We start from the raw sequence: 15334 nt of genomic DNA, 5'->3' as shown, positions 1-15334 counted from the left end.
GACGTTTCGACTAGGCGCTCCCGCCGACACGCCGTCCGTTTCCCGCCGCCCGCGCCCTGAAGCCGCGCGGGCTTCGCGTGCGCTTGCGCCCTTCCGAACAATCCATGAGGCGAAGATGACGAAAGCACTCGAGCCCATCCCGGCGCCCGCCGCCTCGACGATCGAGCGCCCGCTGATCGAGGACATCCGCTTCCTCGGGCAGATCCTCGGCGACACGGTGCGCGAGCAGGAGGGCGAGGAGACGTTCGAGCTGGTCGAGCGCATCCGCCGCCTCAGCGTCGAGTTCGAGCGCAGCGCCGACCCGCAGGCCGCGGCCAGCCTCAACGAGACCCTGCGCGGCCTCACCCCCACGCAGGCGATGGCGGTGATCAGAGCCTTCAGCTACTTCGCCCACCTCGCCAACATCGCCGAGGACCGGCACAACATCCGTCGCCGCGCCGCCCGCCTCGAGGAGGCGCCCGACGAATATGACGGCGGCACGCTCGAGAAGACCTACGAGCGCCTCGCCGCCGCGGGAATCGGGCCCGCCGCGGTCGCGCAGGCGCTTCGGGCGAGCCTCGTCTCGCCCGTGCTCACCGCCCATCCGACCGAGGTGACGCGCCGGGCGCTGCTCGACGCCGAGCGCGCCGTCGCCGAGCTCCTCGCCGCGCGCGACCAGGCGACCGCCGCACCCGCCAGGAAGCGCAACGAGACGCTGCTGCGCGCGCGCATCGCCCAGCTCTGGCAGACCCGCCTCTTGCGCCACCAGCGCCTGACCGTCTCGAACGAGATCAGCAACGCGCTGAACTTCTACACCCTCACCTTCCTCAACCAGATCCCGCAGCTCTACGCCAAGATCGAGGAGCTCACGCCCGGCGAGCGCGTGCCGTCCTTCTTCCGCATGGGCTCATGGATCGGCGGCGACCGCGACGGCAACCCCAACGTCGACGCGGACACGCTGCGGACGGCGCTCTCGCGCCAGTGCGACGCGGCGCTGCGCTTCTACCTGCGCGAGGTCCATGCGCTCGGCGGCGAGCTGTCCATCTCGGGGCTCCTGTTCGGCTACAGCGAGGCGCTCGGCGCGCTCGCCGACGCCTCCGGCGACGATTACAACCACCGCGCCGACGAGCCCTACCGGCGCGTCCTGATCGGCGTCTATTCGCGCCTCGCCGGCACGCTCGCCTTCCTCACCGGCGGCGAGGCGCTGCGCCACGCCCTGCCGCCGGGCGAGCCCTACGCCAGCGCCGCCGAGCTGCAGGCGGACCTTGGAACCATCGAGGACTCGCTGCGCGAAAACCATGGCGCGGCGCTGATCCCCGCCCGCCTCGCGCCGCTGCGCCGCGCCGTCGACGTGTTCGGCTTCCACCTCGCCTCGGTCGACCTGCGCCAGAGCTCCGACCGCCACGAGGAGACGCTGAAGGAGCTTCTCGCCGTCGCGCGCGTCCATCCCGACTATTCCGCCCTGTCCGAGGAGGAGCGCCGGACGCTGCTGACGACCCTGTTGCGCGATCCGCGCCCGCTGCGCGTGCCGGGCGTCGCCTATTCGCAGCGCACGACCTCGGAGCTCGAGATCTTCGAAGCGGCGCGCGAGGCGCGCAGGACCTACGGCGCGCCCGCCGTCGTCCACTACATCATCAGCCACACCGAGACGGTGAGCGACCTCCTCGAAGCGCTGCTCTTGCAGAAGGAATGCGCGCTGACCCATGGCGTGCCGGGCGAGGAGGGCGCGCGCGCCGAGCTGATCGTCGCGCCGCTGTTCGAGACCATCGAGGATCTGCGCAACGCCCCCGGCATCATGAAGGACTTCCTTTCGATTCCCGGGATCGTCGAGACGATCCGCGCCTCCGGCGGCGAGCAGGAGATCATGCTCGGCTATTCGGACTCGAACAAGGACGGCGGCTTCTTCACCTCGAACTGGGAACTCTACCGCGCCTCGACCGCGCTGGCGAAGCTGTTCGCCGGCGTCGAAGGCGTACGGCTGCGCCTGTTCCACGGCCGCGGCGGCACGGTCGGGCGCGGCGGCGGCCCGAGCTATCAGGCGATTCTCGCCCAACCGCCCGGAACGGTGGGCGGCCAGATCCGCCTGACCGAGCAGGGCGAGGTGATCTCGTCGAAATACGCCAATCCGGAGATCGGCCTCGCCAACCTCGAGGCGCTCGCCGCCGCGACGCTCGAGGCGACCCTGCTGCCGGCCGGGGCCGAGGCGCCGCAGGAGTTCCTCGACGCCGCGAACGAGCTGTCGCCGGCCAGCATGAAGGCGTTCCGCGCGCTGATCTACGACAACCCGCGCTTCGTCGACTATTTCTTCGCCGCGACGCCGATCGCCGAGATCGCCGAGCTCAACATCGGCTCGCGCCCCGCCTCGCGCAAATCGACACGCCGCATCGAGGATCTGCGGGCGATTCCATGGTCCTTCTCGTGGGGGCAGGCGCGCATCAACCTGCCCGGCTGGTACGGCTTCGGCTCGGCGGTCGAAGCCTTCGTCGCCAGGGACCCCGAAAAGCGCATGGCGCTGCTGCGGCGGATGGCTGCGGAATGGCCGTTCTTCAAGGCGCTGCTGTCCAACATGGACATGGTGCTGGCCAAGGCCGACATGCGGCTCGCCAGCCGCTACAAGGAGCTCAGCCCCGACAAGGAGCTGGCCGAGGCGATCTTCGCCGAGATCGAGGCGGAATGGGCGCGCACGGTGAAGGCGCTCAACGAGATCACCGGGACGACGACGCGGCTCGCCGACAATCCGGCGCTCGCCGGGGCGATCCGCCATCGCTTCCCCTACATCTCGGCGCTGAACCACATGCAGGTCGAGCTGCTGCGCCGCTGGCGCGCCGGCGAGCATGACGAGAAGACGCTGCGCTCGATCCTCATCACCATCAACGGCGTCGCCGCGGGCTTGCGCAACACGGGCTGAGGCGTAAGCTCCGCAGCCGCCGCCCGGAGCCCCCGTGACCGACGCCATAAGACGAATCCTCGACGCCCGCGTCTATGACGCGGCCGTCGTCACGCCCCTCGATCCGCTGCCCCGCCTCTCGGCCCGCCTCGGCGCGAACGTCCTTTTGAAGCGCGAGGACCTGCAGCCGGTCTTCTCGTTCAAGATCAGGGGCGCCTACAACAAGGCCGCAAGGCTCGACGCGCAGGCCCTCGCGCGAGGGCTGATCTGCGCATCGGCCGGCAATCACGCGCAGGGCGTCGCGCTCTCGGCGCGCAAGCTCGGCGCGCGGGCGGTGATCGTGATGCCGGTGACGACGCCGCAGATCAAGATCGACGCGGTGCGCCGCCTCGGCGGCGAGGTCGTGCTGAAGGGCGACGGCTTCGACGAGGCCTACGCCCATGCGCGCGCGCTCGAGGCGCAGGAGGGCCTGACCTTCCTGCATCCCTTCGACGACGAAGACGTGATCGCCGGCCAGGGCACGATCGGCGTCGAGATCCTGCAGCAGCATCCAGACCCCGTCGAGGCCGTGTTCGTCCCAATCGGCGGCGGCGGCCTCGCCGCCGGCGTCGCCGCCTACGTCAAGTTCCTGCGCCCGGAAACGAAGGTGATCGGCGTCGAGCCGGCCGACGCCGCCTCGATGAAGGCCTCGATCGACGCCGGCGCGCGCGTGACGCTGGCGCGCGTCGGCCTGTTCGCCGACGGCGTCGCCGTGCGCCAGCCGGGCGAGCAGACCTTCCGCGTCTGCCGCGCGCTGCTCGACGACGTCATCCTGTGCGACACCGACGAGATGTGCGCGGCGGTGAAGGACATCTTCGAGGACACCCGCGTCATCGCCGAGCCGGCCGGCGCCCTCTCGCTCGCCGGGCTGAAATCCTACGCCGCCGCCAACCCCGGGCGGACCGGCGCGCTGATCGCGATCAACAGCGGCGCCAACATGAATTTCGACCGTCTGCGCCACGTCGCCGAGCGCGCCGAGATCGGCGAGGCGCATGAGATCCTGCTCGGCGTCGCGATTCCCGAGCGCAGGGGCAGCTACCGCGCCTTCATCGAGCGGCTCGGACGGCGCGTCATCACCGAGTTCAACTACCGCTACGCCGGCCCCGGGCGCGCCCATGTCTTCGTCGGCCTGCGCCTCAAGGACGCCAAGGCCGAGAAGAGCAGGCTCGTCGCCGAGCTCGAAAGCGAGGGCTACGGCGTGCTCGACATGAGCGCGGACGAGACGGCCAAGCTGCACATCCGCTACATGGTCGGCGGGCGCGCCGGCGCCCTTTCGAACGAGCGGCTGATCCGCTGCGAATTCCCCGAGCGTCCGGGGGCGCTGCGCGAATTCCTCGAGTGCCTCGGGACCGATTTCAACATCACGCTGTTCCACTACCGCAACCACGGCGCCGACTACGGGCGCGTGCTGTTCGGCGTCGAGGCGCCGCAGGGCGAGCGCGCCGCGCTCGACGCCCGGCTCGAACGGCTCGGCTATCCGTATGAGGACGAGACCGGGAACCCGGCCTACCGCATGTTCCTGAAGGGGTGAGGGCCGCTTTGATCCAGCCCAAACGCGCCCGTGGAGGAGCGGCCTAAGCTCGGGCGGACACAGGGAGAGGACAATGGCCGAGACCATGAAAGCCGCCGTGGTGCGCGAATTCGGCGAGCCGCTGGCCATCGAGGAGGTTCCAGTCCCGACGCCCGGCCCCGGCGAGGTTCTGGTGAAAGTCGCCGCCTGCGGCGTCTGCCACACCGACCTGCACGCCGCCGACGGCGACTGGCCGGTGAAGCCGTCGCCGCCGTTCATCCCCGGCCATGAGGTCGCCGGCCACGTCGCGGCGCTCGGCGCGGGCGTCACGGAGCTCAAGGTCGGCGACGCCGTCGGCGTCGCCTGGCTGCACGATTCCTGCCTGCGCTGCGAATATTGCGAGACCGGCTGGGAGACGCTGTGCGAGCATCAGCACAACACCGGCTACAGCGTGAACGGCGGCTTCGCCGAATATGTGGTCGCCGCCGCGCCCTTCGCCGCGCGCCTGCCGGAGGGCGTCGACCTCTTCCACATCGCGCCGATCCTGTGCGCGGGCGTGACCACCTACAAGGGCCTGCGCGAGACCGAGGCGCGCCCCGGCGAGTGGGTCGCCATCTCCGGCGTCGGCGGCCTCGGCCATGTCGGCATCCAGTACGCCAAGGCGATGGGCCTGCATGTGGCCGCGCTCGACATTTCGCCCGACAAGCTGGAGCTGGCGAAGGAGGCCGGCGCCGACCTCGCCGTCGACGCGCGCGCTCCCGACGCGGCGGCGCAGGTCGTGAAGGCCACCGGCGGCGGCGCCCATGGCGTGCTGGTCACCGCCGTCTCGCCGCCGGCCTTCGCGCAGGCGCTCTCCCTCGTCCGCCGCAACGGCACGGTGAGCCTCGTCGGCCTGCCGCCGGGCGACTTCCCGACGCCGATCTTCGACGTGGTGCTGAGGCGCATAACGATCCGCGGCTCGATCGTCGGCACGCGCCGCGACCTCGACGAGGCGATCGCCTTCGCCGCCGAGGGCAAGGTGAAGGCCGAGGTCACGCGGGCCCCGCTCGCCGCGATCAACGACATCTTCGCCCGGCTCAAGGCCGGGACGGTCGAGGGCCGGATGGTGCTCGACCTGACCATGCCGGTCTGAGGCTCACGGCTCGCGCACATAGGCGCCCGGCGCCGGGTAGAGCGCCGGAAAGCGCGCCGAGCCCGACGGCGGAGGCGCGACCGGCTCGCCCGAGCGCTCGGCGAGCCACGCCCACCAGGCCGGCTGCCACGAGCCCTCGCGCCGCTCCGCGCGCTTCAGCCATTCGTCGGGGCCGACATAGAGCGCGCCCGCCGCGCGGCGGGCGATCGAGAAGCGCCGCCCCTTGTGGCCCGGCTCGCTGACGACGCCGGCGTTGTGGCCGCCCGAGGTCAGCGCGAAGGTGATCTCTCCGTCGTTGAGGAGATGGATCTTGTAGACCGAGCGCCAGGGCGCGATGTGGTCGGTCTCCGTGCCGACGACGAATATCGGGACGCGGACGTCGCCGACCACGATCGGACGGCCCTCGACGAAATAGCGTCCCTCCGCCAGCGCGTCTTCGAGGAACAGGCGGCGCAGATATTCGGCGTGCATGCGCGCCGGCATGCGCGTGCCGTCGGCGTTCCAGGCCATCAGGTCGTTCGGATGCGTGCGCTGGCCCAGCATGCCGGTCTTGATCATGCGCGACCAGACGAGGTCGTTCGAGCGCAGCAGGCGGAAGGCGCCGGACATCTGGCGGCTGTCGAGATAGCCCTGCGCCCGCATCATGTCCTCGAGGAAGGCGACCTGATCCTCGGTGATGAACAGCTGCAGCTCGCCGGGCTCGGAAAAGTCCGTCTGCGCGCACAGCAGGGTGACGCTCTGGAGCCGGTCGTCGCCGTCGCGGGCCATGGCGGAGGCGGCGATGGCGAGCATGGTGCCGCCAAGGCAATAGCCGCAGGCGTGGATCTTCGTTCCGCCGCAGATGTCGGAGACGGCGTCGAGCGCCGCCATGACGCCCAGCCGGCGGTAGTCCTCGAGCGACAGGTCGCGCTGGTCGGAGCCCGGATTGCGCCAGGAGATGCAGAAGACGGTGAAGCCCTGCGCGACGAGCAGCCTTATGACCGAATTATGCGCCGAGAGGTCGAGGATGTAATATTTCATGATCCACGCCGGGACAATGAGCACGGGCTGCGGCCGCGTGCGCGACGTCGTCGGGGCGTACTGGATGAGCTCGATCAGCTCGTTGCGGTAGACGACCTCGCCCGGCGTCGCGGCGAGGTCGCGGCCGATCACGAACTGGTCCTGCCCGGAGGGGCGTCCGCTCTCGGCCTCCTGCAGGTCGGTCAGGAAGTTGACCGCGCCGACGACAAAATTGGCGCCTCCCGTGTTCATCGCCTCGCGCAGCACCTCCGGGTTGAGCCAGGGCAGGTTCGAAGGCGAGGCCATGTCGGCGAGCTGGCGCAGCGCGAAGGAGACGATGCGGCTGTTGGCCGGCTCGACGCCGCGCGGCCCATTCGCCGCCTGCTCGAGCCATTCCTGCGTCAGCAGGAAGCCTTGCGCGTAAAAGTTGAACGGCGGCGTGCGCCAGTCGGCGTCCTTGAAGCGGTGGTCGTTCGGCGCGCGCTCGATCGCCGTCTCGCCGAAGGCGGCGACGTCGTAGAGGCGATGCAGCTGGCGCGCCCACGCCTGCGCCAGCTCGTAGCGGCGAAAGGGAGCGTTGGCGAGATGCAGGCCCCAGTCGGCGAAGGCGAGCCATTGCGCGCCGGGCGACAGCCCGCCCGACATCATCCCCTCGGCGGCGTGGATCACGCCGTCCAGGGTGACGCCGTGGCGCGGGCGGGGCTCAGGGGCGGACGGCGCTGCGGCGGGCGCAGGCGCAGGAAGAAGCGCTGCGGGCGGAAGCGTCGCGGGTGGTAGCGTCGCGGGGGGAAGGAGCGCATCCTTGGTCATGGGGTCATCCTCGCCGACGCCGGCGTTTTCATCCGGCGCGTTGGAGGTTTAGCACGTCGCCGGAACGCAGGCGAGCCGGCGCCCCTCCGCCCGGGCGCGCGGCGTCGCGGCTCAGGCGGCGGCGGCGCGCAGCGCGGCGCGGTCGACGAGGCGCAGGCGGCGCGCCGCCGGCAGGGCGATCGCCTCGTCGCGCTCGAGCAGCGACAGGGTGCGCGACACCGTCTCGATGGTGAGGCCGAGATAGTCGGCGATGTCCTGGCGCGACATGGCGAGCTCGACGCCGTCCTCGTCGTGACGGCGCTGGCGCGCGGAGAGGCGGTCGACGATGTCGATGACGAAGGCGGCGACCTTCTGCAGCGCGCTGCGGCGCCCGAGCAGCAGCGCATGCTCCTGCGCGCGGCGCATCTCATTGAGCGCCTCGGCGAACAGATCCTGCGCGGCGCGCGCGTCGTCCGGCAGGCTCGCCTGGCCGCGCCAGCGGAAGGCGACGACGACCGCCTCGCTCACCGCCTCGGCGCAGAGCGTGTGGCGGGCGCCGGCCTCGAAGCCGAAGGCTTCGCCCGGAAGGTAGAAGGCGTCGATCTGGCGGCGCCCGTCGCTGCGGAACTTGCAGGTGCGCACGACGCCACTGACGACGCGGTAATAGGACTGGCACTCGTCGCCGTCGGCGTAGATCTCGCTGTCGGGCGAAAAATGCAGCGTCCGGCCGGCCGAGCCGTGGCCGGCGTCCGCGCTGACGCGCTCCTGCGCCGGCCGCGTCCAGGGCGTCGGCGCGAACGGAGGACGCGCTGCGGCGTCGTCGTGAACGAGGGAAAGCGAGGCCGGCATCGCGGGGGCTCCGAAGCTGGGACAGGCGCGGCTTCTGGATACGCCCGCGCTGAAGCGCGGCCTATTGGGAATGGCTCTACGGGATTCTACGTAGCGGCCGGTCTTTCAGGCGCCGATCTGCGGGCGGCGCGCCTCGACGAGGCGCAGGACGCTGTCGACGAGGGCGGTGTCGAGCAGCGGCTTCTCGAGCAGCAGCTGGACGCCCGCCTCGCCCGCCCGGGCGCGCACGCCGTCGGTGGCGTTGTTGGTCAGCATGATCGCCGGCAGGGCGCTGTTGCCGGCGCGCAGGAGCCGCAGGAGCTCGAAGCCGTCCATCAGCGGCATGTGGTCGTCGAGCACCACGCAGGCGGCGCGCGGCAGGTCGCAGTCGGCGAGCAGCTCCGCGCCGCCGCGATGCGCGTGCACGTCGAAGCCCTCGAGCCGCAGGGCGAACCCGAGCGCGTCGCGCACGCCGAGATCGTCGTCGGCGATCAGGACGAGGCGCCCGGCGTCGGCCATGAACGGAAAGCTCCATGCGGCGGCGAAGGCGCCGACCCGATCCGCCGACCATAGGTCGAAGCGCCCGCCGCCGCGTTGATTTGGCGCAACGCCCGGCCCTGCGCGCATGTCCGGCCGCGCATGTTCCCGGCGTCAGTCTTCCGCCGCGCGGGCGAGCAGGGCCATGCGCACGAGGTCCGAAAGGCTCGACGCGCCCGTCTTGGCCATGACGGCGGCGCGATGCGCCTCGACGGTGCGCGGGCTGATGTCGAGGTCGTAGGCGATCGCCTTGTTCTGCCGGCCGGCGACGAGCCCGGCGAGCACCTCGCGCTCGCGGGCGCTCAGCGCGTCGAGCCGCGCCCGCGCCGCCGCCGCCGCCTCGGCGCGGGGCGCGTCGTCGCGCGCCCGCTCGAGCGCGAGCCGGACGGCGGCGAGGAAGCTCTCGTCGTCGAACGGCTTCTCGAGGAAGTCGACGGCGCCCGCCTTCATCGCCTCAACGGCGAGCGGCACGTCGCCATGGCCGGTCATCACCACGACGGGCGGGCGCACGCGCTGGCGCCTCAGCAGGCGCAGGAGCTCGAGCCCGTCGATTCCGGGCATCCGCACGTCGGTGACGACGCAGCCCGGCCGCGCCGGGTCGAAGCGCTCGAGGAAGGCCGTCGCGCTCTCGTGCGCGCGCACGGCGAAGCCCGACGTCATCAAAAGGAAGCCGAGCGCCTGGCGCACCGCGTCGTCGTCGTCGATGAGATGCACCACCGGCTCAGCCATCGCCGGCCTCCCGCGAAAGCGCCTTCAGGGTCAGCCGGAACACGGTTCCGCCGTCCGCGGCGGGCTCGGCCCACAGCCTGCCGCCATGCGCCTCGACGATGGTGCGCGAGATCGAGAGGCCGATGCCGAGCCCCTCCGGCTTCGAGGAGACGAAGGGCTGGAACAGCTGCGCGGCGATCTCGGGCGCGACGCCCGGCCCCGTGTCGGCGACGGCGACCTCGACCATGTCGTCGTCGCGCGCCGCGGTGGAGAGGCGCAGCTCGCGGCGCGGCGCGCCCTCCATCGCCTCGATGGCGTTGCGCATCAGGTTGAGGATCACCTGCTCGATCTGGATCTTGTCGACATGGACGAAGCCGGCGCGCGGGTCGAAGGCGAAGGAGACGCGCACGCCCGTCTCCTTGACGCCGACGAGGGCGAGCGCCGCCGCCTCCTCGACGAGCTTGGGCAGGCCCTCCGCCTGGCGCTCGCATTCGCCGCGCGCCACGAACTGGCGCAGCCGGCGGATGATCTGGCCGGCGCGCAGCGCCTGGTCGGCGGCGCGCTCGACGCCGTCGCGCGCCATCGCCCGCCGCGCGTCGTCCAGCGCCTCCTGGTCGAGGAGGCGGCGGCAGCCGCTGAGGTAGCTCGCGATCGCCGTCAGCGGCTGGTTCAGCTCATGGGCGAGCGTCGAGGCCATTTCGCCCATCGCCGTGTAGCGCGAGATATGCACGAGCGCGGCCTGCAGGTCCTGCAGCCGCTGCTGCGTCTCCTGCCGCTCGGTGAGGTCGCGCACGAAGCCCGTGAAGAAGCGCCGCTCGCCCTGCGCCATCTCGCCGACGGAGAGCTCCATCGGAAAGGTCGAGCCGTCCTTGCGCAGGCCGACGACGACGCGCCCCTGGCCGATGACGCGCGGCTCGCCGCCGCCCATGTAGCGCGCGAGGTAGGAATCATGCTGCTCGCGGTAGGGCGAGGGCATCAGGAGGCTGACGTTGCGGCCGATAGCCTCGGCGGCGCAATAGCCGAACAGGCGCTCGGCGGCGGCGCTGAAGGACTGCATCACGCCGACGTCGTCGATGACGACCATCGCGTCCGGCACGGTGGCGAGGACGAGGCGCAGATGCGCCTCGCGCGACGTCAGCGCCGCCTCCGCGCGCTTGGCGGCGCTGACGTCGCGGGCGATCCAGGCGAGCCCGGCGAGGGCGCCGCCCGCGTCCCACACCGGCGACACGGAGACCGAAAGGTCGACGATCCCGCCGTCCTTGCGCCGGCCGCGCGTCTCGAAATGGTCGATCCGCTCGCCGGCCCTGATGCGCTCGCGGATGGCGAGAACCTCCGCGCCCCGCCCCTCGAACGCGAGGATCGCGACGTCCTCGCCGAGCATCTCCGCCGCGGCGTAGCCGAAGATCGCCTCGGCGCCGCGGTTCCAGTCGGTGACGACGCCCTCCAGCGTCTCGCCGATGATCGCGTCGTCGGAGAAGGCGAGAATGGAGAAAAGGCGGCGCGCGGCGCCCTCGCGCGGGGGCTTCGCCTCCGCCGGCAGCATGAGGCCGCCGGCGGCGCCGGGGCCGGCGAGGGCGCGGATTTTTCGCGCGTCGCAGGGCCGGGCCGCGGCGAACACGAGGTCGAGCGCGGCGCCCTCCCGCGCCAGGGCGCGCAGCGCCGCTTCGAGGCGGGCGCGGTCCGGCGCGTCGACGAGGGCGAGAAAGACGCCCGCGTCGATCTCGCCAGGGCCCGCCGCGCCGACCAGCGCCGCGGCGCCGGCGTCGAGGCCGACGCGCGCGCCTCCGGCGAGAAGGCGAAAGGCGCCCCCGCCGGCCGCGGCGAGGGCCGCCGCCGCGCCGGCGTCGTCCAGCCGCCGCGCGCGCGTCTCCCGCGCCGATTCCTCCGTCAGGATCGCGTCTTGTCGCATCGTCCCGGCCTTCCGCGATCAGCCCCGCGCGACCAGTATAAGGAGCGGCGCCGGACGAATCGAGTTTCGCCGTCGCGCATTGCGGATCGTCAAGACGACCATCTGCGGCGCCGACCTGCATGTCCTCAAGGGCGACGCGCCGACCTGCGAGCCGGGCCGCGTGCTCGGCCACGAAGGCGTCGGGATCGTCGAGGCGGTCGGCGTTCCAGCGACCTTCGAGCTCTGCGAGGACATCGTCGCGCCGGGCGGCGTCATCGCCAACGTCGGCGTCCACGGCGTCAAGGTCGACCCCGGCCTGCTGGTGACGCGCCGCTTCGCGCCCGACGACATCCTCGAAGCCTGCGACACCTTCGGCCGCGCCGCCGACTCGAAGGCGCTGAAGGTGGCCATCTCGCCCTGACCTCCGGCGGCGCGCGTCAGACCCGGTCGTCGGGGGCGAGCGCGCAGGGCGTGCGCGAATCGGTCTCGACCTGCAGCGTCACGTGGCCGACGCCGAAGCGCGCATCGAGCTCGCGCGCCGTCTCCATCAGGAAGGCGTCGCCGGGATGGCCGGCGGGCGTCAGCAGATGGGCGGTGAGCGCCGTCTCGCTGGTGCTCATCGGCCAGACGTGCATGTCGTGCAGCCCGGCGACGCCGGGGCGCGAGGCGAGGAAGGCGCGCACCGCGGCGAGGTCGACGCCCTGCGGCGCGGCGGCGAGCGACATGAAGGCGCTCTCGCGCAGGAGGCTCCAGGTTCCGGCGACGATCACGGCGTTGATGAGGAGGCTCGTCAGCGGGTCGAGCCACAGGAGGCCGGTGGCGAGGATCAGGAGGCCGGCGACGACGACGCCGGCCGAGATCGCCGCGTCGGCCGCCATGTGCAGGAAGGCGCCGCGCATGTTGAGGTCGGCGCGCCCGCTGAAGAACAGCGCCGCCGTCGCCCCGTTGACGAGGATGCCGGCGAACGCGACGCCGACCATCACCCCCGCCTCGACAGGCGCCGGCTCGAAGAAGCGGCGCACGGCCTCAAGGCTCAGCGCGCCCACGGCGACGAGCAGGAAGACGGCGTTGAACAGGGCGGCGAGGATCGTCGCGCCCTTGAACCCGTAGGTGAAGCGGCCGCGCGGCGGGCGGGCGGCGAGCGCGGCCCCGCCCCAGGCGACGAGAAGGCCGAGCACGTCGGAGAGATTGTGCCCGGCGTCGGCGATCAGCGCGACGGAGTCGGACAGCAGCCCGAAGCCGAGCTCGACGACGACGAAGCCGGCGTTGAGGACGATCCCGATCAGGAACCGGCGGCCGAAATCCGTCGGCGCATGGGCGTGGACGTGGCCAGGCGCATGGGCGTGGCCCGGCGCATGGGAATGGCCATGCCCGTGACCATGGCCGCCGCAGCAGTCGTGATCGTGGTCGTGCGCCATCAGCCCGGCTCTCCGCGCCCGGCGCCCCGGCGCCGTCCCGCGCCTGTCGTCGCACGCCGCAGGCGGCTTGTCAGCCCCGGCGCCGCTTGCATCGGCGCGCGCGCCGCCGCACAAGGACGCGCCGCGCGAGCCCGCTCCGCGGGCCAAAACCCGCAAGAGGAGCGCCTGCTTGGACGCGCAGCCGCACGCCGCCGTCTTCACGCAAGGATCGACCCTGCGCCACGTGCTGGCGATGACCGGGGCGGCCTCGGTCGGGCTGATGGCGCTGTTCGTCGTCGACCTTTTGTCCCTCATCTACGTCTCGCGCCTCGGCGATCCGGCGCTGACCGCCGCCGTCGGCTTCGCCACCCAGGTCCTGTTCATCTCCGTCTCGGTGGCGATCGGCCTCGCCATCGCCATCGGCGCGCTGGTCTCGCGCGCCGTCGGGGCGGGCGACCGGGCGCGGGCGCGCCGCCTCGCGAGCTCCGGCCTCGTCCATGTCGTCCTCGTCTCGGGCGCGGCCGGCGCGGCGGGCCTTTTCGCGCGGAACGACCTGCTCCGTCTTCTCGGCGCGCAAGGCGAGGCGCTCGACGTCGCCTCCTCCTACCTGCTGCTCACGCTGCCGGCGACCGTCGGCCTCGGCCTCGGCATGGCGCTCGCCGGCGTGCTGCGGGCGGTCGGCGACGCGCGCCGCGCGATGTATGTGACGCTCGCGGGCGCGGCGACGACGGCGGCGCTCGATCCGCTGCTGATCTTCCATTTCGGCCTCGGGGTTCAGGGCGCGGCGATCGCCACCATCGTCTCGCGCCTCGTCTTCGTCGTCGTCGGCCTGCACGGGGCGGCGCTGCGCCACGGCCTCGTCGCCCGTCCGCGCCTTCGCGCCGCGCTCGCGGACGCCCGGCCGCTCTACGCCATCGCCTTTCCGGCGGTGCTGACCAATCTCGCGGCGCCGGTCGGCAGCGCCTACGTCATGCGGGCGTTCTCGGGCTTCGGCGAGCCGGCGGTCGCCGCCCTCGCCATGATGGACCGCGTCGCGCCGGTGGCCTTCGGGCCGCTGCTCGCCCTCTCCGGCGCGGTCGGCCCGATCCTCGGCCAGAATTTCGGCGCGCGCCGCCACGACCGGCTGCGCCGCGTGCTGAGCGACAGCCTCATCCTCAACGCGCTCTACGTCGTCCTCGTCTGGCTGGCGCTGACGCAGGCGACGGGCCTCGTCGTCGCGCTGTTCTCGGCGCATGGCGAGACGGCCGACCTCCTGCGCTTCTTCGTCCTCGCCTGCGGGCCGCTGTGGTTCTTCCTCGGCGGCGTGTTCGTCGCCAACGCCACCTTCAACAATCTCGGCTTTCCGCTGTTCTCGACCTTCTTCAACTGGGGCCGGGCGACGCTCGGCGTCATTCCCTTCGTCGCCTTCGGGGCGGCGCGCTTCGGGCCGCGGGGCGGCTATGTCGGCCTCATCGCCGGGGCGGCGCTGTTTGGATGCCTCGCCGTCGGCGCGGCCTTCTGGGCGCTCTCCCGCCTCGCCCGCGAGGACGCCCGGGGCTGAGGCCGAGGCGCCCGCTTGAGCGCGCGCGCGAAAAGTGCGACGCATCAGGGAGAGCCGCGAAGGGCACGAAGGAACGCCGATGTTCAATCTCTACGAGATTCTCCAGAACGCCCAGGGCGGCGAGGCCGTCGCCAATCTGGCGCGCCAGTTCAACATCACGCCCGAGCAGGCGGACACGGTGCTGCGGTCGCTCGCGCCCGATTTCTCCGCCGCCTTCCTGGGACAGTCCGGCCAGCCCGCGAGCTTCGCCGCGATGCTCGGCGCGATGGCCGACCCGCATCACGCGGCGGCCTTCGCCGACGCCGCCGCGGCGAACTCGCGCGACACCATGCAGAAGGGCGCCGAGCTCGCCGGCCAGCTGTTCGGCGCGGACCAGACGGCGGCGCTGCAGAACGCGGCGCAGTTCGCCGGGATACCGGCCTCGCTCGTGCAGCAGATGCTGCCGGTGATCGCCTCGATGCTGGTCGGCGGCCTGTCCAAGGCGATGGCCAACCAGGGCTGGGGCGGGATGCTGGGCCAGCTCGCCGGCGCCGCGAGCCAGGGCGGGCTCGGGCAGATTCTCGCCTCGATGTTCGGACACGGCGCGTCGGGAGCGCCGGGACCCGCCCCGACCGGGCCGCAGGCGGGCGCCGGACAGGCCGCGCCGGGCGGCTTCGGCGGACTTGGCGGCGTCTTCGGCCAGATCCTCGGCAATTTCTTCAACCCGGCCGGCGCGGGCCCGGCGAGCCCGTCCGCCGGCCCGGCGCCGGGAGCCGGGACGGCCTCCCCGCCGACCGGCCAGCCCCATCCGGCCGGCTTCGACCCCGCCTCGTTTCAGGCGGCGATCGAGGCCCTGACCAAGATGCTGCAGCCCGGCGCCGGCCCGGCCGCGCCGGCCGCGACGGCGCGCGGGGACGGGCTCGACGACGACATCGGCGCGATCTTCTCGGGCCGCAAGAAGGGCTCCTGAGGCGCGGCGCGCGGGCGGACGGGCGGGCGCGTTGCGCTCGCCGGCGCGCGCGCTTATGAAGCTTCGCGCAGGGCGCGCCCGCAAACGGCGCGTCCGCCTTCGGCCGCCGTCGGCGACGGACGCGCCGCAATTCCCGCCTCAATGGACTGCGA

General features: G+C 72.5%; 12 protein-coding genes. 6 read left to right on the top strand and 6 right to left on the bottom strand.

The features are described 5' to 3' along the window. Positions 1-115 precede the first annotated feature (115 nt). The 3 genes from ppc to adhP all read left to right on the top strand — a co-directional run bounded on the left by ppc (position 116) and on the right by adhP (position 5547). Positions 116-2887: a phosphoenolpyruvate carboxylase gene (gene ppc / locus ACE3OG_RS04305; RefSeq protein ID WP_374306278.1), complete on the top strand. Its 2772-nt coding sequence runs from the start codon at positions 116-118 to the stop codon at positions 2885-2887. 34 nt (positions 2888-2921) lie between these two features. Then, positions 2922-4436, top strand: coding sequence for a threonine ammonia-lyase, biosynthetic (ilvA, locus tag ACE3OG_RS04300; RefSeq protein WP_374306277.1), 1515 nt, complete (start codon positions 2922-2924; stop codon positions 4434-4436). Positions 4437-4509: 73 nt separating this feature from the next. Then, positions 4510-5547 carry an alcohol dehydrogenase AdhP gene (gene adhP / locus ACE3OG_RS04295; protein WP_374306276.1) on the top strand — a complete coding sequence of 346 codons (1038 nt, stop codon included), beginning with the start codon at positions 4510-4512 and terminating at the stop codon, positions 5545-5547. 3 nt (positions 5548-5550) lie between these two features. Here adhP and ACE3OG_RS04290 read toward each other — a convergent pair whose 3' ends face one another. The 5 genes from ACE3OG_RS04290 to ACE3OG_RS04270 all read right to left on the bottom strand — a co-directional run bounded on the left by ACE3OG_RS04290 (position 5551) and on the right by ACE3OG_RS04270 (position 11317). Further along, positions 5551-7356, bottom strand: coding sequence for a PHA/PHB synthase family protein (locus tag ACE3OG_RS04290; RefSeq protein ID WP_374306275.1), 1806 nt, complete (start codon positions 7354-7356; stop codon positions 5551-5553). Between the two features lie 111 nt (positions 7357-7467). Further along, complete coding sequence (locus ACE3OG_RS04285) at positions 7468-8184, bottom strand: helix-turn-helix domain-containing protein (RefSeq protein ID WP_374306273.1); 717 nt, start codon at positions 8182-8184, stop codon at positions 7468-7470. 105 nt (positions 8185-8289) lie between these two features. Continuing rightward, a complete protein-coding gene (locus tag ACE3OG_RS04280; protein ID WP_374306272.1) occupies positions 8290-8682 on the bottom strand; it encodes a response regulator in 393 nt (130 codons plus the stop codon). Between the two features lie 132 nt (positions 8683-8814). Further along, on the bottom strand, positions 8815-9429 hold the full coding sequence (gene fixJ / locus ACE3OG_RS04275) for a response regulator FixJ (RefSeq protein ID WP_374306271.1): 615 nt from the start codon (positions 9427-9429) through the stop codon (positions 8815-8817). Then, positions 9422-11317 (bottom strand): PAS domain S-box protein, encoded by a 1896-nt coding sequence (locus ACE3OG_RS04270; RefSeq protein WP_374306269.1) that lies wholly within the window; start codon positions 11315-11317, stop codon positions 9422-9424. Before ACE3OG_RS04270 ends, fixJ begins: the two co-directional genes overlap by 8 nt. A 79-nt stretch (positions 11318-11396) precedes the next feature. Between ACE3OG_RS04270 and ACE3OG_RS04265 the strand changes: the two genes are divergently transcribed. Next, positions 11397-11717, top strand: a complete 321-nt coding sequence (locus ACE3OG_RS04265) for an alcohol dehydrogenase catalytic domain-containing protein (protein ID WP_374306268.1) — start codon at positions 11397-11399, stop codon at positions 11715-11717. Between the two features lie 16 nt (positions 11718-11733). On the opposite strand, the gene ACE3OG_RS04260 is transcribed toward ACE3OG_RS04265, so the two are convergent. Further along, the gene (locus ACE3OG_RS04260) at positions 11734-12714 is read right to left on the bottom strand and encodes a cation diffusion facilitator family transporter (protein ID WP_374306267.1); all 981 of its coding nucleotides are present in this window, start codon (positions 12712-12714) and stop codon (positions 11734-11736) included. A gap of 169 nt (positions 12715-12883) precedes the next feature. Here ACE3OG_RS04260 and ACE3OG_RS04255 point away from each other — a divergent pair, with 169 nt between their 5' ends. Together ACE3OG_RS04255 and ACE3OG_RS04250 are read left to right on the top strand one after the other, a co-directional pair. Beyond that, positions 12884-14233, top strand: a complete 1350-nt coding sequence (locus ACE3OG_RS04255; protein ID WP_374306266.1) for an MATE family efflux transporter — start codon at positions 12884-12886, stop codon at positions 14231-14233. A 79-nt stretch (positions 14234-14312) separates the two neighbouring features. Then, a complete protein-coding gene (locus tag ACE3OG_RS04250; protein WP_374306265.1) occupies positions 14313-15182 on the top strand; it encodes a DUF937 domain-containing protein in 870 nt (289 codons plus the stop codon). The last annotated feature ends 152 nt before the right edge of the window (positions 15183-15334 follow it).

Source organism: Methylocella sp., assembly GCF_041905455.1.
Classification (GTDB): Bacteria; Pseudomonadota; Alphaproteobacteria; order Rhizobiales; family Beijerinckiaceae; genus Methylocapsa.
Note: the sequence above shows the minus strand (reverse complement) of the source record. Positions and strands in the feature narration are given on the sequence as shown.